Source organism: Cyclobacterium sp. SYSU L10401 (assembly GCF_010993705.1).
GTDB lineage: Bacteria > Bacteroidota > Bacteroidia > Cytophagales > Cyclobacteriaceae > Cyclobacterium.
This window is the reverse complement of the sequence record NZ_WOFO01000003.1, coordinates 122,571-149,034: the sequence shown is the minus strand read 5'-3', so window position 1 is coordinate 149,034 and position 26,464 is coordinate 122,571. Positions and strand designations below refer to the sequence as shown.

At 44.6% G+C, this 26,464-nt stretch carries 19 protein-coding genes; 7 read left to right on the top strand and 12 right to left on the bottom strand.

Going from position 1 to position 26,464, the window contains the following annotated elements:
- The first annotated feature begins 15 nt into the window (after nucleotides 1–15).
- The 3 genes from GL182_RS08580 (at nucleotide 16) to GL182_RS08570 (ending at nucleotide 6,102) form a co-directional block, all read left to right on the top strand.
- On the top strand, nucleotides 16–2,223 hold the full coding sequence (locus GL182_RS08580) for a DUF4954 family protein (protein WP_163379257.1): 2,208 nt from the start codon (nucleotides 16–18) through the stop codon (nucleotides 2,221–2,223).
- A 227-nt stretch (nucleotides 2,224–2,450) separates the two neighbouring features.
- A complete protein-coding gene (locus tag GL182_RS08575) occupies nucleotides 2,451–4,421 on the top strand; it encodes a hypothetical protein (RefSeq protein WP_163379256.1) in 1,971 nt (656 codons plus the stop codon).
- Between the two features lie 7 nt (nucleotides 4,422–4,428).
- On the top strand, nucleotides 4,429–6,102 hold the full coding sequence (locus tag GL182_RS08570; RefSeq protein WP_163379255.1) for a hypothetical protein: 1,674 nt from the start codon (nucleotides 4,429–4,431) through the stop codon (nucleotides 6,100–6,102).
- Here the strand turns inward: GL182_RS08570 and GL182_RS08565 are convergent.
- Nucleotides 6,099–7,334, bottom strand: coding sequence for a glycosyltransferase (locus GL182_RS08565; RefSeq protein WP_163379254.1), 1,236 nt, complete (start codon nucleotides 7,332–7,334; stop codon nucleotides 6,099–6,101). The two genes, GL182_RS08570 and GL182_RS08565, sit on opposite strands and share 4 nt — an antisense overlap.
- A gap of 96 nt (nucleotides 7,335–7,430) precedes the next feature.
- Between GL182_RS08565 and GL182_RS08560 the strand changes: the two genes are divergently transcribed.
- Nucleotides 7,431–8,018 carry a tRNA-(ms[2]io[6]A)-hydroxylase gene (locus GL182_RS08560; RefSeq protein WP_163379253.1) on the top strand — a complete coding sequence of 196 codons (588 nt, stop codon included), beginning with the start codon at nucleotides 7,431–7,433 and terminating at the stop codon, nucleotides 8,016–8,018.
- On the opposite strand, the gene GL182_RS08555 is transcribed toward GL182_RS08560, so the two are convergent.
- From GL182_RS08555 to GL182_RS08530, 6 genes are all read right to left on the bottom strand, one after another.
- Nucleotides 8,015–9,052, bottom strand: coding sequence for a 3-hydroxyacyl-CoA dehydrogenase family protein (locus tag GL182_RS08555; RefSeq protein ID WP_163379252.1), 1,038 nt, complete (start codon nucleotides 9,050–9,052; stop codon nucleotides 8,015–8,017). The genes GL182_RS08560 and GL182_RS08555 overlap by 4 nt on opposite strands.
- Nucleotides 9,053–9,120: 68 nt before the next feature.
- The gene (locus GL182_RS08550; RefSeq protein WP_163379251.1) at nucleotides 9,121–10,197 is read right to left on the bottom strand and encodes a Gfo/Idh/MocA family protein; all 1,077 of its coding nucleotides are present in this window, start codon (nucleotides 10,195–10,197) and stop codon (nucleotides 9,121–9,123) included.
- Nucleotides 10,198–10,387: 190 nt separating this feature from the next.
- Nucleotides 10,388–13,471, bottom strand: coding sequence for a PVC-type heme-binding CxxCH protein (locus GL182_RS08545; RefSeq protein WP_163379250.1), 3,084 nt, complete (start codon nucleotides 13,469–13,471; stop codon nucleotides 10,388–10,390).
- Between the two features lie 28 nt (nucleotides 13,472–13,499).
- Complete coding sequence (locus GL182_RS08540; RefSeq protein ID WP_163379678.1) at nucleotides 13,500–14,393, bottom strand: phytanoyl-CoA dioxygenase family protein; 894 nt, start codon at nucleotides 14,391–14,393, stop codon at nucleotides 13,500–13,502.
- A 15-nt stretch (nucleotides 14,394–14,408) separates the two neighbouring features.
- On the bottom strand, nucleotides 14,409–15,170 hold the full coding sequence (locus GL182_RS08535; protein WP_163379249.1) for a DUF1080 domain-containing protein: 762 nt from the start codon (nucleotides 15,168–15,170) through the stop codon (nucleotides 14,409–14,411).
- 28 nt (nucleotides 15,171–15,198) lie between these two features.
- Nucleotides 15,199–16,497: a Gfo/Idh/MocA family protein gene (locus GL182_RS08530; RefSeq protein ID WP_163379248.1), complete on the bottom strand. Its 1,299-nt coding sequence runs from the start codon at nucleotides 16,495–16,497 to the stop codon at nucleotides 15,199–15,201.
- Between the two features lie 186 nt (nucleotides 16,498–16,683).
- Here GL182_RS08530 and GL182_RS08525 point away from each other — a divergent pair, with 186 nt between their 5' ends.
- Both GL182_RS08525 and GL182_RS08520 read left to right on the top strand, forming a co-directional pair.
- Complete coding sequence (locus GL182_RS08525; protein WP_163379247.1) at nucleotides 16,684–19,569, top strand: FAD-binding and (Fe-S)-binding domain-containing protein; 2,886 nt, start codon at nucleotides 16,684–16,686, stop codon at nucleotides 19,567–19,569.
- Nucleotides 19,570–19,634: 65 nt separating this feature from the next.
- The gene (locus GL182_RS08520; RefSeq protein ID WP_163379246.1) at nucleotides 19,635–21,113 is read left to right on the top strand and encodes a Gfo/Idh/MocA family protein; all 1,479 of its coding nucleotides are present in this window, start codon (nucleotides 19,635–19,637) and stop codon (nucleotides 21,111–21,113) included.
- A gap of 58 nt (nucleotides 21,114–21,171) precedes the next feature.
- Here the strand turns inward: GL182_RS08520 and GL182_RS08515 are convergent, their stop codons facing one another.
- From GL182_RS08515 to GL182_RS08495, 5 genes are all read right to left on the bottom strand, one after another.
- Complete coding sequence (locus GL182_RS08515; RefSeq protein WP_163379245.1) at nucleotides 21,172–22,044, bottom strand: SMP-30/gluconolactonase/LRE family protein; 873 nt, start codon at nucleotides 22,042–22,044, stop codon at nucleotides 21,172–21,174.
- Nucleotides 22,045–22,232: 188 nt separating this feature from the next.
- The gene (locus GL182_RS08510; protein ID WP_163379244.1) at nucleotides 22,233–23,120 is read right to left on the bottom strand and encodes a sugar phosphate isomerase/epimerase family protein; all 888 of its coding nucleotides are present in this window, start codon (nucleotides 23,118–23,120) and stop codon (nucleotides 22,233–22,235) included.
- Nucleotides 23,121–23,135: 15 nt separating this feature from the next.
- The gene (locus tag GL182_RS08505) at nucleotides 23,136–23,927 is read right to left on the bottom strand and encodes an SDR family NAD(P)-dependent oxidoreductase (protein ID WP_163379243.1); all 792 of its coding nucleotides are present in this window, start codon (nucleotides 23,925–23,927) and stop codon (nucleotides 23,136–23,138) included.
- Between the two features lie 2 nt (nucleotides 23,928–23,929).
- On the bottom strand, nucleotides 23,930–24,955 hold the full coding sequence (locus tag GL182_RS08500; protein WP_163379242.1) for a zinc-binding dehydrogenase: 1,026 nt from the start codon (nucleotides 24,953–24,955) through the stop codon (nucleotides 23,930–23,932).
- A gap of 26 nt (nucleotides 24,956–24,981) precedes the next feature.
- Nucleotides 24,982–25,686: an orotidine 5'-phosphate decarboxylase / HUMPS family protein gene (locus GL182_RS08495; RefSeq protein ID WP_163379241.1), complete on the bottom strand. Its 705-nt coding sequence runs from the start codon at nucleotides 25,684–25,686 to the stop codon at nucleotides 24,982–24,984.
- A gap of 417 nt (nucleotides 25,687–26,103) precedes the next feature.
- On the opposite strand from GL182_RS08495, the gene GL182_RS08490 reads away from it, so the two are divergent.
- Nucleotides 26,104–26,460 carry a hypothetical protein gene (locus GL182_RS08490; protein WP_163379240.1) on the top strand — a complete coding sequence of 119 codons (357 nt, stop codon included), beginning with the start codon at nucleotides 26,104–26,106 and terminating at the stop codon, nucleotides 26,458–26,460.
- Nucleotides 26,461–26,464: the final 4 nt, after the last annotated feature.

The window sequence follows — 26,464 nt, the reverse complement described above, 5'->3', positions numbered from 1 at the left end:
ATTGTACACGCAGCCATGAATAAAATTACCCGGCACCCTTTATCTGCCCTGGGCTATCAATTTATTGATCAACAATTTCTGCCTAAGGGAAAGGATGAATACCATTTAAGGAACAAGCAAAACAGGTCGGAAACCAGCTACAGGAATCTGAATGCCCAGGAAATCGAATTGCTCGTTCGCAACCGGAATCAATCTGACGATTGGAATAAAATTTTGGTGGCAGATGCCTTTAACCCGGACCTCGTAAAAAATTGTAAATTTTTTGGTCTGGTACGTATCGGCAAACTGGAACCCTGTTTTCTGGAATACCATAATCTCCGAATGCCTGTTGGGATTTATAACAGCCATATCATCAGTTGCGATATTGGGGACAATGTGGTCATCGATAATGTCCACTACCTGTCACACTACATCCTGGGAAATGAGGTAGTGCTGGTGAATATCAATGAAATGGCAACTACCAGCCATGCCAAATTCGGTAATGGCATCGTCAAGGAAGGGGAAACAGAAGAAGTCAGGATCTGGTTGGAGCTTTGCAATGAAAACGGAGGTCGCAAAGTAGCCCCATTTAGCGGTATGTTGCCGGGAGATGCCTGGCTTTGGTCCAGGTACCGGGCAGATTTGGTCTTACAAAGTCAATTTCTTGATTTTACCCAAAAAGCATTTGACCACAAAAGAGGCTATTACGGAAAGGTGGGAGACCGCTGCATCATAAAAAATACGCTCATCCTCAAGGATGTATGGATTGGTTCGGATGCCTATATCAAGGGAGCCAACAAATTGAAAAACCTGACCATTCATTCGACTCCCGAATCCGGGACCCAAATCGGGGAAGGCTGCGAATTGGTAAATGGGATCGTCAGTGAGGGTTGTACGGTTTTTTATGGTGTAAAAGCTGTCCGTTTTTTCATGGCTTCCCACTCCCAATTGAAGTATGGGGCAAGGCTGATCAACAGTTATCTGGGTTCTAATGCCACCATTTCCTGTTGTGAAGTATTGAACTCCCTGATATTCCCTGCCCATGAGCAGCATCACAACAATTCATTTCTTTGTGCCGCATTGGTACAAGGCCAAAGCAATATGGCAGCCGGAGCAACGGTAGGTTCAAACCACAATTCAAGGGGAGCTGATGGTGAGCTGATAGCCGGAAGGGGTTTTTGGCCGGGATTGTGTGTCAGCCTGAAGCACAATTCACGCTTTGCTACTTTCAATCTGATTACCAAGGGAGATTACCCGGCGGAAATGGACATCCCCTTGCCTTTTTCACTCATCAGCAATGATGTACACAACAATGAATTGACCATCATGCCTGCCTATTGGTTCCTGTACAACATGTATGCTTTGGCTAGAAATGCCTGGAAATACCAGGACAGGGACAAGCGGATCGTCCCAATACAAAAACTGGAGTTTCATTACTTAGGACCGGATAGTATGATGGAAGTTTTTAAAAGCCTGCCAATACTTGAAGATTTGTGTGGTCTTGCCTATTTCAGACATTACCACCCAAAAACCTCCGCAGACAGTGCAATGGTCCGTCAAAAAGGTAAGGAATTACTTGTCTCAGAAGACCCTATTGTTGACCGCCTGGATATTTTCGCCAAAGGTTGGGAAAACAGCAACAGAAACGTTCGGCTAATCAAAGTTCGGCAAGCCTACCGGATCTATCGCCAAATCCTTCAATATTATCCCATTTATTGCCTCCTTGAAAATACAATTCAAGACTCATATCCGTCCGCCAGGGACATCCGGGTGCTTTTATCCAAAAGCAGTACTCTGGAATCATGGATTAATGTGGGTGGACAAATGATCCGGCAAACTGACCTGGAAAATCTTGTCGCCTCAATAAAGAAAGGGAGTATCAGCAGTTGGACTGCCCTTCACAAAGCGTATCAAAAACTGGGGCAAGCATACGGAAAATCAAAAACTACACATGCCTTATCCCTGATTTTGGCTCTTGAGGAAATTAAACCGGAGGAATTTACCGATCAACATTTAAAAAAATTATTGGTCGCTGCTATGTCTTTCAGGTCATGGTTATCAAAACAAATCCTGAATTCGAGGAAAAAAGACTATGACAATAATTTCAGAAACATGGTATACCAGGATCTTAATGAAAGAGATACTGTGTTGGGATCCCTTGAGAGCAATAGCTTTATAGCGGAAGACCGGCAAAATTGTCATTCATTTCAGGAAAAAGTAAGTCTTTGGTTGGATTCCCTGTAAGTAATTGCCTAATGGCTACCTCCTTTCTATCAAATATTTCCTGAATTAAAAAAGAAATTTTGGTCAGGCAGGTTCCCCCTGAAATAGGTACAGAAAAGGATGAACAAGTTTGTCTTCTATTATTATCAGGCGAAGTCCATGTCTCTATTTTAAGGAAGATTTTTTATTTGATCAAATAATGCTAAATTAAGGTGTTTTGATTATTGGTATACCCTAAACCGATAAATATGCCTGATAGATACTCCATAGTGCTGATGCTAAGCCTGGCATTATATTTTCTGGTGTTTCTTACTGCCAGTGCTCAGCCATGTCCCGAACCAATGGCCACACCTGATTCGAACGGCAATTTTTTAGAAATCACTTCCCCGGAAAAAACGGTCAAAATTCCTCTAAATCAAATTCGCATCTTTCCAGGAGGAAAAGAACGGATTTACATCTTGCTTCCGGACATTTTGACGGCATTAAATACGCCAATCATTCGTTGGAATGAATTGGTGCTAAAAAAACCCCTGAACGTGGATGAAAAGTGGAAAGGAACCATTGACAGAAAAAGTTTTTACCCTACTTCATGCATTCCCCTATTGGAAGACGCTCACTTTTCTTCCGCCGAATCAAATGAAGACTTTTTATATAAAATTGAAAACAACAAAGTAAGTGTCAAAGGAAACATTTCCTTCGCTCAAGTGGCAGGAAGACAAATTGTCATCCACTTAAATGTTGACCAACAGGATGTTCCCATGCCTTTGATAAATGATCTTGATGGTCAAATTTTCACTAAAGAGGGTCCAATTCCTATTACATCAGGAGAAATCAGTTATATACCTACATCTAACCTATTGAAAGGTTCCGGGTTGGCTGAGGGAACAGCAATGAACCAAAGCTTCGAATTCCTTATCCGGGATTATCAGGGGGAGCCAGGAATTTTTGCAACCAATGAGGGCACCGATCGCCGGGGGGCCTTTTACATCTACAAAATCGAAGGAAAACCCGAAGAGACCATAACCATCCATAAATACGCTCTGAATCCCGAAAACCTGCTTTCAAATTCATTTTTCAAAACTACTCCTTTTGATATCCATTCTTTGGATCTTGGTGAACTGACTCCAGTAGCCAACTATACAAGTAATTCTGTATTAATCGACCCCAAACCAATTCCTACCCTTTTACCCTTGTCAAACAATGCCTTTGAAGGCAATCAGCCTACCATCGATCAAATGAAAATTGTAAATAATCCTGAAAAACTGGATCAGGCTTCCTGGGGAAAAGACCTTGCCTTTTCTTTCGAAAACTTACCTATATGGAACATTGATTTTCAGGAGGAAAACAGCGAAGACAGTTTGCAGCGGATTCTTGTCCGGTACAAGGCCCCGGAAAACCCGGAAAACCAACCAGTCCTTACTGAAAGGCTCTCCTACAAACAGGTAGAACAAATGAATGCCGGTTTTATGGAAATTTTTAAAAATTTTGATGAGACCAGCGACACCGTTCAGCTCAAAACAGCTATTTTACAATTGTTTGAAACAAGTAACCTGGGTACTGAAGCTACCATTTCAGACGATTTTGAGCCATTTTTGGTCGAGACCATCAGTGGCTTTAGGGAGGCTGAAAAATATGCCCTGACGTCAGGATCTGGGGATTTTATACCTGCCTTGAACGCAGATGGACTGGATTTACTTCCTGTTGAATTAAATATAAAAACAGAAGACGGATTTCCGGAATCCAGGTCATTTGATTTCAACAATACGGCAATAGTAATTGCGTACGAAAGTGACAGCATCACCATAACCGCATCAAATGAAGCTCAGGGCGTGCAAACATTGAAAATACCCAATGCAGGTTTGATTGATATTTATCAATTCTATGGTACCCTTAGCCAGCTTCCTTTAACAGTGGGATTTGAAACAGATTTGGCATTTTTTGATGTAATTCCCACATCCACCATGAATTATGCTCAGCCAGAAGGACAGGAAAGACTTCTGATCAAACCTAATTACATTCATGCCTGGGTCCAGGTTGAGGAAAGCCTGACGTATCAGGGCAAGCCTGCGTACAAGCTTAAAGTTCAATTCAACGGTTTGACCAATCCTTTATTTGCCGAGAGCTACGAAGAAAGTTTTTCAGGCACCTATTTCGTAAGCCAATCTGTTCCACATCAAATCATCCGGGCCAATTTCGAAAAAGGACTCATCTTACAATAAATCCAATATGAAATACTTCCGCCGTTCAGCCTTTCCCCGTCTATGGTTTTTATTTGCTTTTTTCCTGATAGGATGGTATCTGGGATCCTGCAAGGAGAAAATAGATCCTCCTGCAAAGGAAGAGGTATCAAAAGCCATGGAAAATGGCTACCTGGCCCATGAAGGATATAGTAGAAGCCTGAATTTTGTCAAAGACTGGCTGGCTTATGCCGATCCCGAAACGGGTTTGATCCCTCGAAATCTGGGAGATAGCCAGGATATCTGGAATGCCAAAGACGCTGCAGCTGACAATTATCCCTTCATGGTTATGACTGCAGCCCTTCTGGACAGTGACTTGTACCAAGGCCAAATGAAGCAAATACTGGAAACCGAGATAAAGGTAACGAATAGATTGGACAGGCTTCCAGATACTTATTCTTTTTCGAAACAAGGGTTTGAACAGGAAACCTTAAATAAAGATGACCTTATTTTCGGAGCCTCAGAGTATGTGAAAGATGGATTATTACCCCTCACAGAATACATTGGAAAAACAGCCTGGTCGGACCGGATGATCGGGCTGGTAGATGATATCTGGAAGCATGCCGAATACGAAACTCCCTTTGGCCTGATTCCCTCATTGAATGTAGAAGTTAATGGTGAATTGTTGCAAGTGCTTTCCAGGGTATACTGGATGACAGGTGATAAAAAATACCTGGAATGGGCCACACGACTAGGGGACTATTATTTACTTGGCCAGCAGCATCCTACAGATGATTTTGAGGTATTGCGACTTCGGGATCATGGATGTGAGATCGTTTCAGGATTATGTGAATTGTATATTACCAGTGCTTTCGCAGCAGCGGATAAGAAATCAGCCTACCAGCCGGCCATTTATCGCATGCTGGATCGCATATTGGAAGTAGGTACCAACAGCCATGGGCTTTTTTACAATCAAATAAACCCTCAAACCGGGGAAATTCTGGATGAAGGCATTGCCGATACCTTTGGCTATACTTTCAATGCCTATTATGGTGTGTATTTACTGGACCAACATGAGGCATACAGAACGGCTGTTTTAAAAGCCCTCGGGAATTTGGATCAATACGAGTATTTCGATTGGGAAAGGGGAAGTGCAGATGGCTATGCAGATGCTATAGAATCCGCCCTCAACTTATATAACAGGGAAAAAAGCAGTAAGACAGCTACCTGGATTGACAGCCAAACCCAACACATGTGGTCCCTTCAGGATTCAGCCTACAGAAGCGGCACGGCAGCCTACCGTGGAAATGGCATCATTGAAGGTTGGCATGGAGACGGGAACTTTGCCAGGACTACCCTGATGTATTGCCTTTGGAAAAGTCAGGGAGCTACTGCAAGTCCCTGGCACAAGCAATTGTATCTGGGTGCCATTCCAAAAGAAAATGGCATACTGCTTACCCTCCTTAGCGAGGAACCCTGGAAGGGAAAAATCAATTTTGATGCACCCAGGCACCAAAAGATTTTTCAATTGCCATTGGACTACCCCAGGATCAATCAATTTCCGGAATGGTTTACCATTTCTCCGGATAAAAAATACCAGGTAACCTTCCCTCAGGGCGAAACCAGGCATACTTACACGGGGAAAGAATTGATGGAAGGGCTTGAAATCAATCTCGAAGAAAACCAGCAAATCTCTGTATTGGTTGACCTTTTGGACGACTAAATTTGGTCTGAATTCCGGAAGGCTTCCAGTAAATCCGGTAAGTCAAGCTTTTTAGGATGCGTCCAAATTAGAGACATTAGTTCATTGCCAGCCACTTGAACCGGAAGGGAAGGGAAATATTGGTCCCTTAAATGGTGTGTCAATTTGAGGATCATAAATCCATCCATCCACTGCCAAAACCTTTTGAAAAAGGCAGATTCGCCATTGGATTGACTTTTTATTTCCGAAACCTGCATTTCAAAATTGACGCCACGAAGGAATTCCAAAATGGGTTTTGGAAGCGGTAATGCTCCTGGCTGATGGGAGTAAAGCAACGGAACCTGCAAAAAAAAGGCTTGCAGATTACGGTAAATATCCGGATGATAACTTAGCTTTTCAAGCATCCCTGCGGCCACATACTCCAACTGAGCCCTACCCGTACCAAATGGAACCCGATCTGACAGCCTGCAGGAAGGGTAAACTGTGGCAGCTAAATAGGTGAATTCATTCACCGGAATTAATTTATGCATGAAGTAAAAATCTTCTCCTGCCTTTCTTCTATTCATCCCTCCCGCCCTGGCGTAGGCAGCAGCTTTTACCGCCATGCAAGAGCCCACGGTATGACAGGCGAAAGGATAACCTGCCCATTTCAGGCCTTGGATATAGCAACGGAGGTGCAGTTCATATTGAATTATTCCCATTTTAAGCTGCTGGTCCGGTTCCAATTCATACCTGTGTTCAAACTGGAAATGGGCCAAATTGATGGAAGGATTGTTGAATCCTCTTTGCGCCGCCTGAAAATAATCCGGAGAAACTTCACAATCAGCATCCAGACACAGGATAGGTCCGTCCCTGCCCAGCAAACCCCAACGTCTCAGGGCTTCATCCATCCCTATTTTTCTCGCCCAACCTGCTCCTGCCTTGTTGGCGGCCAGTCTTTCTTCCCGTATGATTCTTATCTGCAGGAATCCTTGTTCTTGCCTGCTTTTCCAGGATTCAATTTGGTCAACCGTCTGCTGGTTTGTTTCCATAATGGATGGATTTGCACCGACCCCTGAATTGATTACGATGATGACTTCAACAGTGCCCTCCGGGCATTTACAATGTTGCAAAGAATCGAGGGTACTGCGTATATCTGGTTCATTAAAGGCGGGTATGACGACTACCAGGCATAGGTCCACAGCAGGTACATCCTGGAAAAAGGGTGGTTTTACCTGAAATCGATTGGTGTAGGTTTTGATTATTTCCTGCATGGATTTTGTCGGGTCGGGTATAGCTCAGGAACTACAAAAATGAAAAAGAAATACTACATTTGTTTTCTTTGATTGCAAAATTTCCATTTTCCCATTATGAAATACTCCATAGACCTTACAGTTTCCTCTTCCCAAGCCTGGTTGGATGCCGTCATGGGTGATTTTAAGGCTTTTCTTCAGGACCATGCAGATTGCGAAAGAAAGGCCTCTGCCATGGCTACTTCTCTGATAGCCAAATATCCAGACAGGGAGAAAATCATTCCGGAAATGATCGAGACGGCCATAGAAGAACTGGAGCACTTTCAACAGGTTTTTGAACTCATGCAACAAAGAAAAGTGGCCTTGAATAAAGAAATGAAAGAGGATCCATATATCCGGCAATTGATGCCATTGACTCATGGAGGAACTCCCGAAAGCAGGTTTCTTTCACGCATGCTTTTGGGCTCAATTGTGGAATGCAGGGGATGTGAAAGGTTTAGAATGGTCTCTGAAGCCCAGGACGATGAGAGTTTGAAGAAATTTTACAAAAACCTCTGGACCTCAGAAGCCAAACATGGCAACATTTATGTAGAACTGGCGCTGGAATATTTTGATGAAAAAACCGTTTACGATCGCTTGCACCAAATGATGGATTTTGAAGGAGAAGTAATCAAAAACCTACCCATCAAGCCTGCCTTGCATTAACTTTTATCTTCCTGGTTTTTCTTTGCGGGCCCGGATGCCTGCAAGGCCTTTTTTTCCTCCAATTTCTTTTGGATAATGTCTGCAGGATACTTCAGGGTAAGTTCTCTTATTTCATAGGAAAACTCATTGTATAACTCCTGCCAGACTTCCCTCTCCTCAGGGGTATACTCATAAAACCCATGCCCATTAAAAATCCCTTTTCCTCCCGCATCTACAATATCATTGATTACCTTGCCAGGAGTAGCATCGTTGTTCAGGGTAGGAAACAGGTCCTTCATTACCTCCCTGTAGCTGCCAATGCCGGTAAAGTCCATCCAGCGAAATACGCCCATCATGGGCAGAAAATACCCCGCTACATTTCTGCAGGCCCTGTCCACGTCTTCTACTGTCGCATAATCCCCATCCACCAGGTGCATGGCCTCCCGATACATGGCATACATTAACCTATTGGCAATAAATCCCGGAAGATCTTTTTTAACCAATACTGTTTCCTTTTGCCACAGTTCACCCAAATCATAAAGAAATTGTGCTTTTTCAAGGTCACTTTTTTCACCACAGATTACTTCCAAAAACCGGGTAGTATAAGCAGGTTCCATCCAATGTAAACCAAAAAACCTGCCAGGGTTGCTGACATACTGCTGCAAGGCTGTAATCGGAATGGCCGAGGTATTGGTAGTAATGAGGGTTTCTTTACCTACAATTCCATCCAATTCCTGAAATATACCCGCTTTTAATTTTTTATCTTCTTTAATTGACTCAATGATCAGCTGACTCTTACTCAAGGCCTTTAAATCCCCTGAAACAGAAAAGTTTTTAAGATAATCCGCTACATCATCCTGAATCAACCCTTTTTCAGCGGCCAATTTGAAATGATTTCTTACCCTTTGTTTACCTGCTTCCAAGGCCTCAGGCAGCAGCTCAACACCAACTACCGGGTGCCCGGCCATCAACATGCAAGCTGCGATACTACTGCCCATCAAGCCAAGTCCAATGATGCCAACCTGAAAATGCTCAGGCTTAAATTCTTCTGTCATACCATTCCATTATAAAAGAATAAATCAAAAATTTGATGAGAAAATGAAGTAAATGGTCAGGAGCCCATTTACAAAGGCACCACCTTACCTGTCCTGACCGACTCATCACATGCAAAAGCAATTCGCAGGCTGTTGACAGCATCTTCCATGTGGTTACTCAAATCAGTATCTTCATGGATAGACTGAAGAAAATATTCCTGTTCGCGTTTACACAAAGCATTGTGGTCCGGCTCATCTGTTAAATCAACCCATTCATCTTCATGAGCAAATTTTTCATCCTTGTCCAGTTCAGAGCGGTGATACAATAAAGACTCTGTCTTGGTATGGGCTTCGATGCTGTCCGATTTTCCACTTCCTCCTGCCTCTTTGGCTACAATAGATACAGAGCCTGCCGGGCCAAAAACATCCTTGATAAAAAATGCCGTTTCACTGATCATGGGTCCCCAGCCAGCCTCATACCAGCCGACAGATCCATCTTCAAACCTAATCTGCAAGTTGCCGTAATTGTAATTACCCGCTGGAATTTCTTCCGTCAATCTGGCCCCTATGGCATATACCTGAACGGGTTTTGACCGGGTCATTTGGCACATTACATCAATGTAGTGTACCCCACAATCTACTATGGGACTTAGACTTTTCATGAGATTTCGGTGCAAGGTCCACATTTTGTCTTCACTTTGCTGGTTCAAATTCATGCGCATCACCAAGGGCTTCCCCAGCTTCTGACTCATTTCAATGAATTTTTCCCAGGATGGGTGGTGCCGCAGAATATAGCCCACTACCAGTTTTTTATTGTTTTTACGGGCCGCATTGACTACCCTTCTGGCTCCTTCCACCGTATCTGCCAGAGGTTTTTCAACAAATACATGGCAACCTCTCTCAAAAGCATCAACAGCAAAGGTTTCATGCGTATCCGGATAAGTGGAAATACTCACCGCATCCGGATTGGTAGCATCCATAGCTTTAAAATAATCATCATACAGCGCATAGCCTCCCCCTAGTTTTTCATTAAGTACCTCCTTTGTTTTTCCTCCTGATACCAGGCCTACAATCTCATATCCATCAAGTTGGTGATAGGCCAGTGCATGGGAAGCTCCCATATTGCCACAGCCGACTACTAAGATTTTTATTTTTTTTTGGGTCATGCTTATTGTTTTTTTATTAATTTAATTTTCCTGTTATTTAATACATTTAGTCCAATTTAGAAAATTTTCTTTTAACCAGAGGAACTTCCCGACAATTCTTTCTCCGGGAGAAAGAAACCGGTTTATCCCAGGTAACCACTTTTGAAAAAAACAGGTGATAGAAACCTAAATGTGGTGAAGGCAAGGCAATTTATTCTTTATGGTATAAACCATCAGGCAAAGCTTCCAAATAAAACATTAAATCACTCAATTCCTGCAATTCCAACCCTTGTTCCAGGCCTGCAGGCATCAAGGATTGGCTGGAAGCAGCCATTTCTACAACCTCATCTTCATCTATTTGGCGTACAATTCCAGGTCCCACGGCCAAAGCATACCGGCCTTCTTCCAAACCTTTAACTATTCCAAGAAAACTTTGGCTTTCTGTTTTTAAAGCCATGGTTTCAAATTCCCGGGCAAAACTTGCATTTGGATAGAGAATCGCTTCTAAAATATCATGCCGGCTCCGGATTTCTCCGATATTGGTAAGGTCAGGACCGAAAACCCCTCCCCTTCCTGCTACTGCGTGACAGCTTCCGCAGGTCCCTTTTCCAAAGAATATTTCCCTTCCCCTATCTACATCAGCAGGCAAAAGTTCCATCGATAGGCTATCTAAATGTGCCAGCCTTTCGTCTTGCTGTTGGGTCAGACTATCCAGCAGGGTTTTACCATCCTCACGAAAAATTTCCTTTACCAGGCCTATGGAAAGCTTGTCCCAAATTGCTTTCCTGTCCAGCAGGTTTCGCTCCAAGGCTTGCAAAAGTTCCGGATCATTAATTTCCGGAAGGCTTTCCAACAGGTAATATATGCTCCCATCAGAAACCTGTGGAAGAATTTCCCTGATGATCCATCCCAACCTTGGGGCAGACACATTCAGGTTTCTGACAAGGTTGGCAGACAAATGCCGGGTATGCTGATGGTCCTCGGTCAAGAACTGCCGGACTATCCATTCAAATTCCTCATCGCTTACCTTGTGTCCATTACCGATCAATGATTGATATGCCTTTAAACGGAGAGATGTTTCCAAGGTGTCTGAGCGGGCCAAATCGGTCAATAAGGGATTGAAGTCGGATAGGTCCAGGTCAACAATAAGCTGAATAACTGCTTCTTTGATGGCGGTGCCACCATTTTTCATCAATCCAAGCAGGCTTTCTTTTAAAGCAGGTGTGAGATCCCTTGGAGGATGGGCCTGAAGCATGTTCATTAACCATAGCGTTTTCTCATCCGTTGTCTGTTTCAATTGATTGGTAAGAAATGCCTGTACCGATGAATGGTTGATAAAACCTGGCCATAAATCCATCACAGCTGATTCCTTGCAGTTTGTTTTATCCAGGCAGGCATTCAAAAAACCCATAAATGATTGGTCCCATTCCGGATGGTTCTTTAAAATCCAACTGGCAGTATGCTGTTCTACACTGTCACTGGACATCAGGTAAGGTGCAATTTCCTTTTCTTTTAATTTATCAGAACCCTTTTGGTCCAAAGCGATCAAAGCAGCCCTATTGAAGCCATTAGTCTCCAAAAAGTGCAGGAGTTGCTCTTCATTTTTCATCTGAATCAAAGCGAAAATAACCGCATGTTCGAAATACCGGTCATAAGGTTGACTCTCCAGTGCCTCCAGAAGAGGCAATGTGGCATTTGGAGATGCTATTTGCCCCAGGGCTGTGGCTACCTGCCTGGCAAGTGGTAGGGGCGGCTTATTGGCTAAAACTGCCAGAAGTGCATCCACCGCTGTATTTACTTCTGCCATACCCAGCACCCGTGCTGCAGCTGTTTTTACCAGATCACTTTCGTCATTCAATCCGGTTAATATTTGATTCCATGCTCTTGGATTTTGGGTTCTGAACAATAGAAAAACCGCTTTTGTACGGACCTGCGCATCAGGATGTTCCTTCATTAGGCTGTTCAGGTAAGGAATCGCCAACAGCGGCTCCTGAAGTAGGTATTCTCCGGCCTTTTCGGCAACCCTGGATCGGGGATCTTCTAACAGTCCGGCTAATTGCCCCATAGTCAGATTTTCCCAGGGGATGTTTTTTCCCCAGAGGTCTTTTGCCTCCCCTTTAGCAGACAATTTTTTGATCCTGTATATACCGCCGACAGCTTCCGGCCTGGCTGTACGGCTCAAAGGACAGCCTGCAATGAACCAACCACCTGTATTCACAAGCAAAAGATTGCCGTCCGGCTCTTGTAAAACATCTGTAGGGTGAAAATCAGGGCGTTGAGAAGTCAGGAAATGAAAACTTTCGGTATTGAAACTGGCCCCCTGGGCGGTCAATTTGGTCTGAACAATCCTTCCGGTATTAAACTCTGCATGAAAGAGATCTCCATCAAAATCAGGAGTCCACCGGGAGCCCTGATACCGCATCAAGCCCGAAGGGGAAACCCTGGCCATCTGGTGCATGACAGGCATCAAGTCCCCGGTTCTGACCAGGTTATCCTCCTGAATCACCGGATGTGGCTTGGGATAAACCCCATCTTCCACCCAATGCATCAAGGCATCCCTGAAACCCCCACTGGGATCGGTAAAATAGGTCATGGTACCCAACACCTCACCAGAAGGCGTAAAGGCCAATTCAATGGCGTTATCAAATCCTCCTCCAGCAAATTGTTGTAGCTGGCTACCATTGGGCAAACAGCGCCAGATTCTGGCTCCCTTACCTTTAAAATGAACAAATTCTTTGCTTAAAATATCAAATCCCCGCCTGGCATCTGCCAGATATAGCCAACCGTCAGGCCCCAAAAATGGTCCGCTGAGAATCGCTGCATTATGGTTGAGGGACCAGCCAGAAAGCAGTACTTCCTTGTCATCTGCCATTCCATCCCCATCTCTATCCGTAAACTTTACCAGATCCGGAGAAAGGGTCACAATGAGGCTTCCATCCAGGTAAACTCCTCCCATGGGAAAAGGTAAACTATCTGCAAAAATGGTTTTATGGTCAAAAACACCATCTCCATCTTTATCTTCCAATAACAAAATCCGGAAGTCGGGTTTTGCCAGGATGTCATCCGTGCTTTCCGTTTGCCCGCTTGATTCCATCACAAACAATTTCCCCTGATCATCAAATACAGCAAACATGGGATATTTTACCAAACCATCAAGGGTGGCTTCTTCTACAATAAATCCTTCCGGAACCGTAATACCGGCCAAACTTTCAGGTTGGGATTTAAAGAGGTACAAACTTGCCCAGACCAAAAAAATCAACCCCAATCCAAGCATCCAAAACCATAATGGCTTCATCTTTTTCAAATGAATTTGCATAGCAGCCTTAAACCATTGAAAAAACCTTTTCCCTATCTAATAATAGTGGAAAAAACCGGCCTTTTAATTTTGCTCCGGGAGGAAAGACCGGCACACCGGCCAATAATTCCTCATGAGTATTGGATTGAGTTCCATCGGCAAAGACATTCAGTACAAAAGCCCGCCTGGATCTATCGGACTTGTTTTCAAAAGAGCCATGAACCATCAGTGGATGATGGAAGGTTCCAAAGCCCTTTTTCATTTCAATGGGTATGGGTTGAAATTCCTTCTTTTGCGCTTCGCTGAGGTAATCCATCAATCCTTCCATGTCTCCCGCTAATTCAGGTTTATCCAGCAAACCCCAGCGGTGACTCCCCGGAACATAATGCATGCAGCCATTTTGGGTATCCGCATCATCCAATCCCACCCAGCAGGTAAGGTGCTGCATGGGAACAGAACGGGTCCAGTAAGAGTAATCCTGGTGCCAGGCCACTACTCCACCATGCCTGGCCGGCTTACAAAACAACTGATCATGCCAGAACCTGACGGATTTTTCTTCAAGTAACTGGCTGGCTGCCATGACAAAAGCCGGGTTCCATAAAATATCGTGAAATCCCTCCTTAATCCTCCAATGACCCAATGAATGAAACAAAACCTTATTGGGATCATTGGATTCATTGGACTTGAATTCGTAAAACAGCTCGTTACCAGGGTGCTCAGGGTCAGTCAATACTTCCAACTCTTCGTTCAACTTGTCTACCTGCCAGGTTTCCAGGAGCTTGATGTGAGACAAATATCCATTCTCTTTAAAAAACTCAACTTGCTCAGGGCTAAGTCTGTATTTTTCCCATTCACCTTGATTTTTTGGCCAATCGAACAAATCCGTCAGCAATTCATGGAATTCAGATAAATCTTTCACCATCGTTACAGTCAAACATTAAGGATTAGACAATAGCGGAGCAATCTGCTCGGCAGAAGTAACGCCCGGAGGCAGAGAGGTTACGGTTAGTTTTCTAAAATGAATGGGTGCCCCCTCAGATTCCAAACAGATGTATCCTTTTTTCTGGCTGGATTGCCGGATCCCATTTACAAATTTACCATTGACAGACAACTTAATGACCCCATCTACACAAACTACCACGTAGGTATTCCACTCTCCTTTACCCAGGCAGCGGTTTTCAATGGACTTGCTTCGTGTTCCTCTGGGATTGTCAGGAATGGTCTCCACCCCACCAACTCCAAAAAGCTCACCATGCACATAGGCGATGGGTGGCAATTCTCCATCTTCCCTTTTGTTTTGGTTGACCCAATCCAATTCAAGCATTTGAACTTCTACCCCATCCGGGAGTCGGTTATCTCCAGGTACAGCAGAAGACCAGACAAAGCTACCCGAATTACCTCCGGCTTCCATGTGCTTCCATTCTACATACATGATGAAATTTTCATATTGCTTTTCAGACCGGATCACACCGATGGGAAGGCCCTCACAGACCAATTCGTCTCCCTCAAATCTCCAGGTATCCTCGCCTGTATTGACATCAAACCATTTCATTGGGTTTTCATCACTGCTTTTACCCTGGACCAAAGCATTCAGATCCTGCTCTTTTCCAAAATCAAATAAATAATCCTGGGCAGCTGATCCAGACCATGAAAAAAAATAAATTAGCAGTAGGGCGCTTAAATTTCCGGATTTCCTCATAAAATAAAGGTCTATTTTGGTTTATTAATTATACGACTTTGGTCACTCCCGGTACAGCTGCCGGAGGCACATCTACCACCAGGTCCCAACGGTAATCCTCTGCAGCAGGCCCGAGTTTATGCTCACTGTTCATGGCTTCTTCCCAGGTAAGGGTTTGACCACTATACCCTACCATACGCCCTAATACAGCCAACATGGTACTATTGGCCATTAATTCTCCCTCGTTCATGGGTTGTCCTGCCCGGATGGAAGCAAAAAGCTCTTCGTGCTGGGTTTCATAGGGGTTATTGTATTCCCCATCGTAATCCCATCGATTGGCACCCATGGTGGCATGAACCCTTTTTCCTATGTCCACCGAAGCAAATCCTTCTGTACCGGCAATGTCCACTTTGTTTGTATTGGAACAACCTTTTTGCTGCCGGCTAAAATGAACCCCTTTGATATTGTTCTCGTATTCGTATTCGATAGCAAAATGGTCATAAATATTTCCCCATTGTTCCTCCGTTCGGGATTGCCTTCCTCCTGTTCCTGTGGCCCGTATAGGCAGCCGGTCACCCAGCGCCCAGGACATCATATCCAGACTGTGCACCATCATTTCCACAATATAATCTCCGGATAACCAGTCATAATAATACCAGTTTCTCAGTTGGTATTCCATCTCGGTCCAGTTATCCTGCCTGGGTTTGTACCAGAGCCCCCCACCGTTTCTGGCTGTAAATACGGTGGTCACATCCCCTATTTCGCCATCCAGTATCCGGCTAAACAAAGCCCTTTTGGGAAAGTCATACCTGAAGGTAAATCCGGATACCACAGAGAGCCCTTTTTCTTTGGCCTTTCTGGCAGTTTCCAAAACACTCCTGACCCCCGGCGCATCTACCGCTACAGGTTTTTCACAAAAGACATGCTTTCCTGCATCTACCGCAGCTTTGAAATGTGCAGGCCTGAAAGCCGGCGGTGTGGTCAGAATCACCACATCCACTCCAGCATCCAAAACCTTTTGATAGGCATCAAAGCCCACAAATTTATGTGCTCCATCCACTTTTACCTGCTCGGGATTTATTTTCTTGAGAGACTGGAAAGACTCTTCCAAATAATCAGAGAATATGTCTCCCATACAGGTCAATACTGCGTCTTTATCAGCTTTTAGTGCCTGGGCTGCTGCGCCTGTACCCCGACCCCCACAACCAATCAGTCCCACTTTAAGCGGTTCCCTTCGTGCTGCCTGAGCAGGTGAAATACTTAAGCCAAAGGGAAATAGGGAACTGCCTACTACTGCAGTACCGGTTGATTTTAAAAATTTACGGCGGTTATCGTTCTTAATATTCATGGTTTTGATCTCGTTTATGGGTGTCAAATACCCTTCATTTTTCGGACTAAGCCACAAAATACGATATGTCTTTTCAAGTTCAAACAATTTTTTCATCAAAGGGACAAAGACCCTGGATAAAAATATTTGTATTTGTTATCAATCCACAAAAAATAATATCTTTGAACAAATTGACAATAACCTTCCATGCAAGTACCCGAAATAGAAACCAGGCCGGATTTATCAATGCTGACGGCTCAATTACAAGGAGATGTATTGACGGATGCCGTTAGCCTGGGCATTTATGCCACAGATGCCAGCATCTACCAGATCAGGCCTTTGGCGGTAATCCTTCCCAAGGGTGAGGACGATGTAAGGATGACGGTTGCCTGGGCAAGAGAAAAGAAGTTCAGTATTCTACCCCGTGGTGCCGGAACCAGTTTAGCTGGACAGACGGTAGGCCATTCCATCATCCTGGATTTTTCCAAATACATGAACCAAACCCTGGAAATCAATCCGGAAGAAAGCTGGGTAAGGGTTCAACCGGGCAAAGTCCGGGATGTGTTGAATGAAGAATTGGCACCAATGGGTTTACATTTCCCAGTGGACCCTGCCACCTCCAGCCGTGCCAATGTTGGTGGCATGGTTGGCAATAATTCATCCGGTACCAAAAGTATCATTTATGGCAAAACGGTTGACCATATCATCGCTGCCAAAGTTTTGCTGGCAGATGGAAGTGTGTTGCATTTAAAAAATACCGATCCTGAAACCTATCAGCAAATCGCCACACAACCTTCGAGAGAAGGAGAAATTTATAAGAAATTCAAGCAAATCATAGATCAGCAAAAGGATTTAATCAAGGAAAAGTTTCCCAAAGTGATGCGCCGGGTGGGGGGATATAATCTGGATGAGTTTGTGTATACGGATCAATGGAACCTGGCCAAACTGATCACCGGCAGTGAAGGAACCCTGGCTACTACCCTGGAGTTGAAGCTTCACCTGGAGCCTCTCCCGAAATTTAAATCGGTCTGTGTGGTACATTTTTCCTCTGTACTGGATGCCGTTGGCTCTGTCACCCCAATTCTCAAATACAAACCTTCTGCGGTAGAAATTCTGGATAAAATAGTAGTAGACCTGAGCCGGGAAAACCTCACTACCAGCAGGCATTGCCATTTCATCAGTGGAAATCCGGAAGCAATTCTGATTGTAGAATTTTATGGAGAAAGCGTGAAGGATGTAATGGATCGGCCTACTGCAATGATAAAAGATTTGCAGGAACAAGGATTGGGCTATGCCTATCCCCTATTTCCTCAAGGTCCGGCATACGAAGATGTCTGGGTAGTCAGGAAAAAAGGGCTGGGCTTGATGTTAGGAATCAAAGGTAAAAAGAAACCCCTGCCCTTTATCGAAGATGCCGGCATTCCTACAGAGTACCTGAAAGAATACATCGACCGTACCCTCCAAATTTGCAAAAAGCATGGGACAGATGTCGCCATGTACGCCCATGTTAGTGTAGGCGTCATTCATGTTCGCCCTATTTTGGATTTAAGGCAGGAAGCAGATATCCAACGACTAAAGGCTATCGCGGAAGAAACCTTCGACCTGGTCATGGAGTATGGGGGCTCATGGAGTGGCGAGCATGGAGATGGGTTGGTGAGAAGTGCCTTTAATGAACGGTTTTTCGGTAAAGAAATATACCAGGCATTTATTCAGGTAAAACAACTTTTTGATCCCGAAAACCTGATGAATCCAGGAAAGATTGTGGAGGCACAAAGCATAGAACATAATTTAAGGTATGGTACGGCTTATAAGGATCGAAACGTAAACACCCATTTCAGGTACAAAACCGAACAAAGCTTTCAGGAATCGGTACACATGTGCACAGGAGTCGGAGAATGCAGGAAATTAATCGGAGGCACCATGTGTCCCAGTTTTAAAGCCACCCGGGATGAAGAACACTCCACCCGTGGAAGGGCCAATGCCCTGCGAATGGCCATGTCCGGGCAGCTGGATGAAAATGGACTGGAAAGCGAAAGACTACAGGAAACTTTGGCCCTCTGTCTGAGCTGCAAAGCCTGCAAGTCCGAATGTCCCAGCAATGTGGACATGGCGAAAATGAAAAGCGATGTGTTGCAGATTTATTTTGACAAGAATGGTGCCCGTTTAAGGGATAAAATGATCAAAAATGCCCCTGTGATGGCCAGCAAATTTTCAGGTTTTCTGGCTTCCCCTATCAATGCCATTCAATCTTCAACCCTTTTCAGAAAAAGCCTGGAAAAAATTGCCGGCATTGACCAAAGGCGAAAGCTTCCGGCCTATGCCCCTGAACCCTTTTTTAAATGGTATGATAAGAACAAAAAAGGGCAATTCAAGTCGGATAAAAAAGTGGTTTTATTCGCAGATACCTATTTAAATTACCACGAACCTACTGTGGGTATTGCTGCTGTAAAGTTACTCAATGATTGTGGGTATGAAGTAATTATGGCAAACGTGGGGTGTTGCCAACGACCTAAGATATCCCATGGGTTCCTCCGTGAAGCGAAGCGGGATGGGCTGACTACCCTGAGTGGGTTAGTATCCTATATCGATCAGGGACTGGATATCATTGTGTGTGAACCCAGCTGTGCTTCTGCCCTGAATGATGATTTCCCGGATCTGCTGGAAGATGACAACCTGGCAAAAAAACTGAAAACCCATGTGTTGATGATTGACGTTTTTCTGGCCAGGGAAATGGATAAGGGTAACCTGACCGTCAGGCTAAAAGCTAAAACGGATCAATTATGGGTGCATGGCCATTGCCATCAAAAAGCACTTTATGGTACACAAGCCATGAAAAAGGCGCTGCTTGATCAGGACACCTTTTCGGAGATCCCTTCCGGATGCTGTGGGATGGCAGGATCTTTTGGTTACGAAAAGGAGCATTACGAAATATCTGAGAAAATAGGACAGGAAATTCTTTTTCCTGCCATTGCACAGACGCCTAACAATGCAACCCTGGCTGCTTGCGGCTTCAGTTGCCGGCACCAGATTGATCATTTTACAGGCCGGAAAGCCAAACATTGGGTGGAGTGTGTGGAAGTGGTCCCTGATTGATCGGTATTGCCTTTGTTAAAGGGTCATTTATAAAGAGGTTAGAATTGATAAAGCAATATCCCCAAATGGACAATAGCAACAGAAGAAGTTTCCTGAAAAAAAGTGTCACCGGTGCCGCCGGCTTTTATATTGTTCCTTCCCATGTGGTGAGCGGATTAGGGCATGTCACGCCCAGCGATAAACTCAATATTGCCGGAGTGGGGGTTGGTGGTAAAGGCAGGCCCAACCTGAATGCCATGAAATCAGAAAACATTGTGGCATTGTGTGATGTAGACTGGGAATTTGCCAAGCCCTGTTTCGAAGATTTCCCAGAAGCAAAAAGATTTGAGGACTGGAGGGAAATGTTTGACACCATGGGTAAGGACATAGACGCCCTGATGATAGCCACTCCGGACCATACCCATGCGCTGATAGCAGCCACCGCACTTCAATTAGACAAACATGTTTATTGCCAAAAACCGCTTACCCATTCCATTTACGAGTCCAGGTTGCTGACGGAACTTGCCAGCCATCACCGTGTGGCTACACAAATGGGCAATCAGGGCAATTCCGGGATTGATGCCAAGGAAGTAATAGAATGGATTCAGAATGGTGAAATTGGGGAGGTCAGGGAAGTGCATGCCTGGACTGACAGGCCCATTTGGCCACAAGGCCTGGAAAGACCAAAGGAAATCCTTTCTCCGCCCAAAACCCTGAATTGGGACCTTTTTCTTGGCCCGGCCCCCTATAGACCCTATCATGAAATATACACCCCCTGGAATTGGCGGGGCTGGTGGGATTTTGGTACCGGTGCTTTTGGAGACATGGCCTGCCATGTACTGGATCCGGTTTATGCTGCCCTGAATTTGGGTTATCCCAGCAGCATAGAAGGACATTCTTCTCCCATGAATACTGAAAGTGCACCACAATCAGAACAGGTTAAATTTCATTTCCCGGCCAGAAAACCATTGGAAAAGCTAAGTCTACCGGAAATGGATGTGTATTGGTATGACGGAGGCTTATTGCCTTTCCGCCCGGAATTACTACCGGAAGGAACAGACTTGATGGCAGATGGTTTGGGAGGTTGCCTGTTTATCGGCAGTAAAGATACTTTATTTTGCGGATCAGGAGGCGTGGGGAGGAGATTGCTTTCCGGCAGAGAGCCCAAGGTAAAACCCTGGCTCAGACGCATTCCATCAGCGAAAGGCTATAAAGATGGCCCCCACGAACAAGATTGGATTCGGGCCTGTAAAGAATCTCCAGAAAACCGTACCGAATCAACTGCCAATTTTGCCTATGCGGGACCATTCAACGAGATGGTGCTACTAGGAGTTTTGGCAGTCAGGCTACAAAGTCTGCACAAAACCCTGGCATGGGACGGGCCCAATATGCGATTTACCAATATTGCCCCTGACGACCGGCTCAAGGTTAAACAATCAGATGGTTTCACCCGGATAAACGGCAGACCCCGGTTTAACAGTCAATTTGTGGACCTGAATGCAGAAGAAACCATCCAGGAATATATCCGGCACCAATACAGGGAAGGCTGGCTTTTACCCGGATAGGGAAAATGAGTCCATAAACTTTTTTCAGAATAAACAACTTACCCCCAGGAAGAAAATTCTAAATGCCTGCTTCAAAAACTACCTCCCCCTTTACCGGCATATTACATATAAATACGCCTCCGCTTTGGGGATATTTTTGGATCATTTCTTTAGACATGTTCTCCCTTGCCGTGGTGATGAGCAGTTCATCATTGTCCGGCCCGACAAAAGCACAAGAAGTGACATGCGGTGCGGGAACATCTATTTTGTTTAACTGAATACCTATTTCGGGATCCCACTGGTATACACCAAAGCCACCATAATGAGCCACCCATAATTTCCCGTTTTGATCCATACACATGCCGTCCGGGGTGCCCATTTCTTCAGGAATACTCACCACGACCTGCTTAAAACTGATAAAACCAGTGTCCAAATCGTAATCAAACGCCTGAATTTTTCGTGTCGGGCTATCGATGTAATACATCGTTTTCTGATCCCTGGACCAGCAGATCCCATTGGATATGCTCACCAAATCAACCTTTTTCTTTACCTCCAGATCCAGGTCCACACAATACAACCCTCCGGCATATTGGGTAAATTTGGTGCTCATGGTTCCTGCCCAAAGCCTGCCTTTTCCATCACAGGCACCATCATTGAACCTGTTTTCCGGACGCTCTTTTTCCACTTCACAGATCCATTCCAAATGCGCTGTCTCAGGGTCAAATCTGGCCAATCTGGCATCCAAGCCCAAAATGTACTTTCCCTGCTTGTCGGGAATTACCAATGACAGCCGATGAGGAAATTCCCATTTTCGAAGATTTTTCATTACAGGCTCATACCGATACAAGTGCCCCTTTTCTATATCCACCCACAAAAAGCATTGTTGCGTTTTGTGCCAGGTGGGACTTTCTGCCAGTATGCATTGGGTGTCAACTAATAAGTCTGCTTTCATGTTTTTACTATTTAAATCCTGCCAGGGTTGAAGGTTATTACGGAAAAAAGATTTCCTGAAAAACCCCTGTTGTCTAGGGAAAATGACCAGTCAAGCAAATGATGCCATATCCAGCATATAAGAGGTACTGCCAGGGTAAGTTGGTTCCTTTCAGATTGATGTTCAGAAAGGCAGTTATCCCATTCCTTTTATGCTGGCCAGAATTTATCGATTTTATGCTTTAAGAAGGAAACGCTTCTTTCCAACTGATCCATTCCATCCACCCCATCTTCTATACTGATCCAGCCGTCAAACCCAACACGCTTCAATTCAGTGAAAATGGCATCATAGTCATTCAATCCTTTTCCAATTTCTCCATGGCTCAACCTTTTGGCATAACCTACAGCACCCCCTTCTTCTTTTTGAAGGTCTTCTATGGTGCCATATTTGAGATACCGGTCACTGGCATGCATGGTTACCACCCTGTGAGAAACCTTTTCCAGCAATTCAAGCGGATCCTCCCCTGCCAAAAATGTATTACTGGGATCGTAATTTACCCCGAAATTTGGATGTTGGATACTGTCCACAAGTTGACAAAATACATCCATTTTCTGTGCAAATTCGGGATACTCCCAAAAGTCATCCTTGTAGTGGTTTTCCAAAATCAAAGTAATCCCCCGCTCTTCGGCATAGGGAATACAGGCCATAATGGATTCTGAAGCAAGGTTTACCCCCTCATTTATGCTAAGTTCCGGCCTTTTTTGTCCGGAAAGCACCCTACAGTAGCTTCCCCCCAGCGTATGGGTCATGTCAATCCAGTTTTTTTGCTTTTGGATTTCCTTTTCCCGGAAATTACGATCAGGATGGGTGAAATCTGGCGAACAGCACATCATAGGTATCACTTTACCCGTATCTTCGACCATTTTCCGAAATTTGGGCCAATTGGTTTGATCCTCCATTTCCAAAAAACCTGCATACCATTCCAGACCATCAATATCCAATTTGGCTGCCAGGCGGATCCATTCCTCCACCTTCATGGAACCATCCTTGCACAAGGCCTGCATATAGGCTTTGGGAAATGCTGCTAATTTAGGCATATATATTTCTTTTGATTATTTGATTGTACTTGTATCTTTTGGGGCGTTTCTCCCTATCAGCGGATATTGCTCCAATTCCATTACCTGCCCGCTGACCGGCCCACATTCATCTGAAAGCCAGAAGACTGCACCTGCAGCGATTTCCTCCGGAGCAATGATTCTTCCTGCGGGGGCATACATATCGGGTAGCTGCTCATACCAATTATCAGAAAGGCCGTGACCTTTCTTTCTTTCCTTCTCCGTTTCTGTCAAAACCCATCCAGGATTTATCTGATTGACCCTGACTCCATGATCCCGAAACAGGCTGTCTCCCAGATTTCTGGTCATCGTCATCAGTCCCCCTTTGGACATACTATAGGCCAGCAAATTAGGTTCTCCACTCCATGCATTGACCGAACCAATGTTGAGCACATTGCCTTTATTGGCTTCTAAATCTGGTAGGGCCGCCTTGATCAGCAAAAAGGGAGCAATGGTATTGATGGTCAAAACTTTTTGTAAAAAGGATTTATCGACGGACTGAAAATCAGATGAAACTACCCAGGCAGCATTATTTACCACGGCATCTAGTTTACCAAAGGTTTTTTTGGCCAATTCAACCAATCTCTCTCCACAACCTTCTTCCTGAAGGTCCTCTACATGCAAAACTGCCTGCTGTTTTCCAATGCTGTTCACCACATCCTCCCCCCATTCTTTTTCCAGTCCATGGACCACAGTTTTTGCCCCTTCCTGCGCACAGCGAATGGCGATGGCCTTTCCAATTCCGGTAGTGCTACCGGTAACGATGATCACTTTTCCTTTCAACCTCATTTCTAAACCGGTTTGAGTACACTTTTCACCACCTCACCATGGTGCATTTTTTCAAAGGCTTCCAGCCAGGAGGTAACAGGCCATACGCCTCCGATAATAGGTTTCACATCCAGCATCCCGGATCCCATCATGCCGATTACCTTTTCCCATATAGGCCAGTTGTGGCTAAAACTTCCCTGAAGCCGGACGTTTTTCTGCACAATTGGATCCAATGAAAAATTACAGGGTTGTGGCCCCCAACCTACTTTGGTAATTTGGCCGTTGGGCCTTACCAGGTTCATGGCAATTTTTAGCGTGGCACTGGCACCAGCAGCATCGACAATCAGGTCTGCTCCGAGTCCATCCCGGGATTTTGCCCAATCTGTAGCATCCCCGATGATTCCTTCGCATCCATACCCTTTCGCTATCTCCAGTCTTCCCTTATCCGTCTCCAGGCCAAGCACTGCCACCTCCGCACCATTGAGCCTGGCCATGACAGCACACAACATCCCAATCGTACCAGGACCGATCACCACGACCCGGTCGCCGGGTTTGATCTCCGAATTCATAACTACTGCATTGTAAGCCACACAACAGGGTTCCGTTAAACAGGCCTCTTCAAAAGGTACCTGATCAGGAACATGATGCAGGCAACGGGCAGGAACTTTGACATACCTGGTCATGGCTCCATTCACTCCGTACCCAAAACCTTTTCGGGTAGGATCCAGGTTGTACAAGCCTATCCGGCTCATGGGATTCAAAGGGTCAATTACGGCGGCAGTTTCACTGACTACCCGGTCCCCGATATGCCAGCCTTCCACCCCTGGACCTATGTCCAGGATTTTACCACCGAATTCGTGTCCCAGCACCACCGGGTAATTGACCGGCCAGCTATGATCGGCGGTCCATTGATGCAAATCACTTCCACAAACCCCTACATTGGCCACCTCCAATAATACTTCTCCATTACCTATTTCAGGCTGTTCAATTTCTCTCAGTTCCACGGAACCCTTGGTTTCCGCATAATTTACTACCGCTGCTGATTTCATCGATATTCCGTTAAACTTTTAAACTTTTATTTTTTAATAGCCACATCACCATGTGCATGTACTGCATCACATATCTTTCTAAGTGACGCTTCCAGGTCTCCATCTGCAGTTTTGAAAGCGTCTGCGTCAATGGTCAATGGTGCGCCAAGTACCACCAGGGGTGCTCCGTATGAAGGCGTCGAAATGGCCTGCTCCAGACTCAGGCCACCAACAGCCTGCACGGGAATTTTTACCGCTTCCACGATTTCCTTCAATTGATCCAAAGGACTTGGCATGCGTTTTCCCTGGGCTGCAATACCTCTTCTTTCATCATACCCAATATGGTGGACAATATAATCACATCCCAGGTCTTCCAGAAACCTGGCACCCTGGACCATATCCGGGCAACCCAGATTATCTCCCATTACTTTTACGCCATGGTCTTTTCCTGCCTGTACCACGCATTTGATGGTCTCTTCGTGTGCTCTTGCCATCACCACTACATGGGTAGCACCCGCCTTAGCCATCATTTCCGCTTCCAGATAACCTCCATCCATGGTTTTCAGATCTGCTACAATGGGGGTGTCTGGAAAAGCCTCTCTCAACTTACGCACACCGTGCAGACCTTCCGCAAGAATTAAAGGGGTGCCGGCTTCCAGCCAATCCACTCCTGCCCGCATGGCAAGTGCAGCAGTTTCAAGGGCTTCGTCAATGTTGGTTAAATCCAGACTGATTTGAACAATTGGTTTCATTATTTTTGGTTTATTTTATAGTTTATTAAATGATTCTTTCCGGCTTATGGGAAAAGTAATCCTGAAATAAAGTCCTATTTTAAGGCGATCTATGGATTCATTGGGATTGAAAAATAAAAGGTAAAGTAGCAGTGGCTATGGGTTTGCATGAAATTTTTCGGGTCGACTTTTTAACTCAATACTGAAAGAAATCAATTTAAATAATTATTTTTAATCCTCCTTAGCTTTCATGTGTTTATAATTGATTTTTAATGGCCACATGGAATCTTTGACGATTAAAATAATCATTGCTCTGTGTGTTTAATGATGATTTTAATCGTGTCGATTTCATGTAAGAATACATGATTTTTCACAAATGGACTATCGGGTGGATAAAGGAATAGGTAAATTGGTGTTTCAAACAAAATAACCTTTTGCATGCAAGAACAATGGATTTTAAAATCGACAGAACCAATTTCAGAAAATGAATTAAAAAACGCACTCCCGGGTATTTTTGAACAAAAAAAGAAGGAATTGGCTATATTTCTGAGTCTGTATACCAAGGCTGATGGAGCCATCGCAGAAAATATTAAGCTGCTTTCCTGGGAAGCAGCTCCATCAATAGACAAGGGTTCCTGCCTATTAGGCTTTGATAAAGTTTATTACAATGCCTGTCTCAACATTCATGAAACAGACCAGGATAAAATAAAAATCGATTATGAATTTAATTCGGCGGCAAACAAAATTATCTTAACCGGTCCTTATATTCCTGAAAGAGAACCTGACGATATTTAATTTC

Coding starts and splice junctions, on each gene's coding strand:
- GL182_RS08580 (WP_163379257.1), top strand. CDS start 16: ATGAATAAAATTACCCGGCACCCTTTATCTGCCCTGGGCTATCAATTT.
- GL182_RS08575 (WP_163379256.1), top strand. CDS start 2,451: ATGCCTGATAGATACTCCATAGTGCTGATGCTAAGCCTGGCATTATAT.
- GL182_RS08570 (WP_163379255.1), top strand. CDS start 4,429: ATGAAATACTTCCGCCGTTCAGCCTTTCCCCGTCTATGGTTTTTATTT.
- GL182_RS08565 (WP_163379254.1), bottom strand. CDS start 7,334: ATGCAGGAAATAATCAAAACCTACACCAATCGATTTCAGGTAAAACCA.
- GL182_RS08560 (WP_163379253.1), top strand. CDS start 7,431: ATGAAATACTCCATAGACCTTACAGTTTCCTCTTCCCAAGCCTGGTTG.
- GL182_RS08555 (WP_163379252.1), bottom strand. CDS start 9,052: ATGACAGAAGAATTTAAGCCTGAGCATTTTCAGGTTGGCATCATTGGA.
- GL182_RS08550 (WP_163379251.1), bottom strand. CDS start 10,197: ATGACCCAAAAAAAAATAAAAATCTTAGTAGTCGGCTGTGGCAATATG.
- GL182_RS08545 (WP_163379250.1), bottom strand. CDS start 13,471: ATGAAGCCATTATGGTTTTGGATGCTTGGATTGGGGTTGATTTTTTTG.
- GL182_RS08540 (WP_163379678.1), bottom strand. CDS start 14,393: ATGGTGAAAGATTTATCTGAATTCCATGAATTGCTGACGGATTTGTTC.
- GL182_RS08535 (WP_163379249.1), bottom strand. CDS start 15,170: ATGAGGAAATCCGGAAATTTAAGCGCCCTACTGCTAATTTATTTTTTT.
- GL182_RS08530 (WP_163379248.1), bottom strand. CDS start 16,497: ATGAATATTAAGAACGATAACCGCCGTAAATTTTTAAAATCAACCGGT.
- GL182_RS08525 (WP_163379247.1), top strand. CDS start 16,684: ATGCAAGTACCCGAAATAGAAACCAGGCCGGATTTATCAATGCTGACG.
- GL182_RS08520 (WP_163379246.1), top strand. CDS start 19,635: ATGGACAATAGCAACAGAAGAAGTTTCCTGAAAAAAAGTGTCACCGGT.
- GL182_RS08515 (WP_163379245.1), bottom strand. CDS start 22,044: ATGAAAGCAGACTTATTAGTTGACACCCAATGCATACTGGCAGAAAGT.
- GL182_RS08510 (WP_163379244.1), bottom strand. CDS start 23,120: ATGCCTAAATTAGCAGCATTTCCCAAAGCCTATATGCAGGCCTTGTGC.
- GL182_RS08505 (WP_163379243.1), bottom strand. CDS start 23,927: ATGAGGTTGAAAGGAAAAGTGATCATCGTTACCGGTAGCACTACCGGA.
- GL182_RS08500 (WP_163379242.1), bottom strand. CDS start 24,955: ATGAAATCAGCAGCGGTAGTAAATTATGCGGAAACCAAGGGTTCCGTG.
- GL182_RS08495 (WP_163379241.1), bottom strand. CDS start 25,686: ATGAAACCAATTGTTCAAATCAGTCTGGATTTAACCAACATTGACGAA.
- GL182_RS08490 (WP_163379240.1), top strand. CDS start 26,104: ATGCAAGAACAATGGATTTTAAAATCGACAGAACCAATTTCAGAAAAT.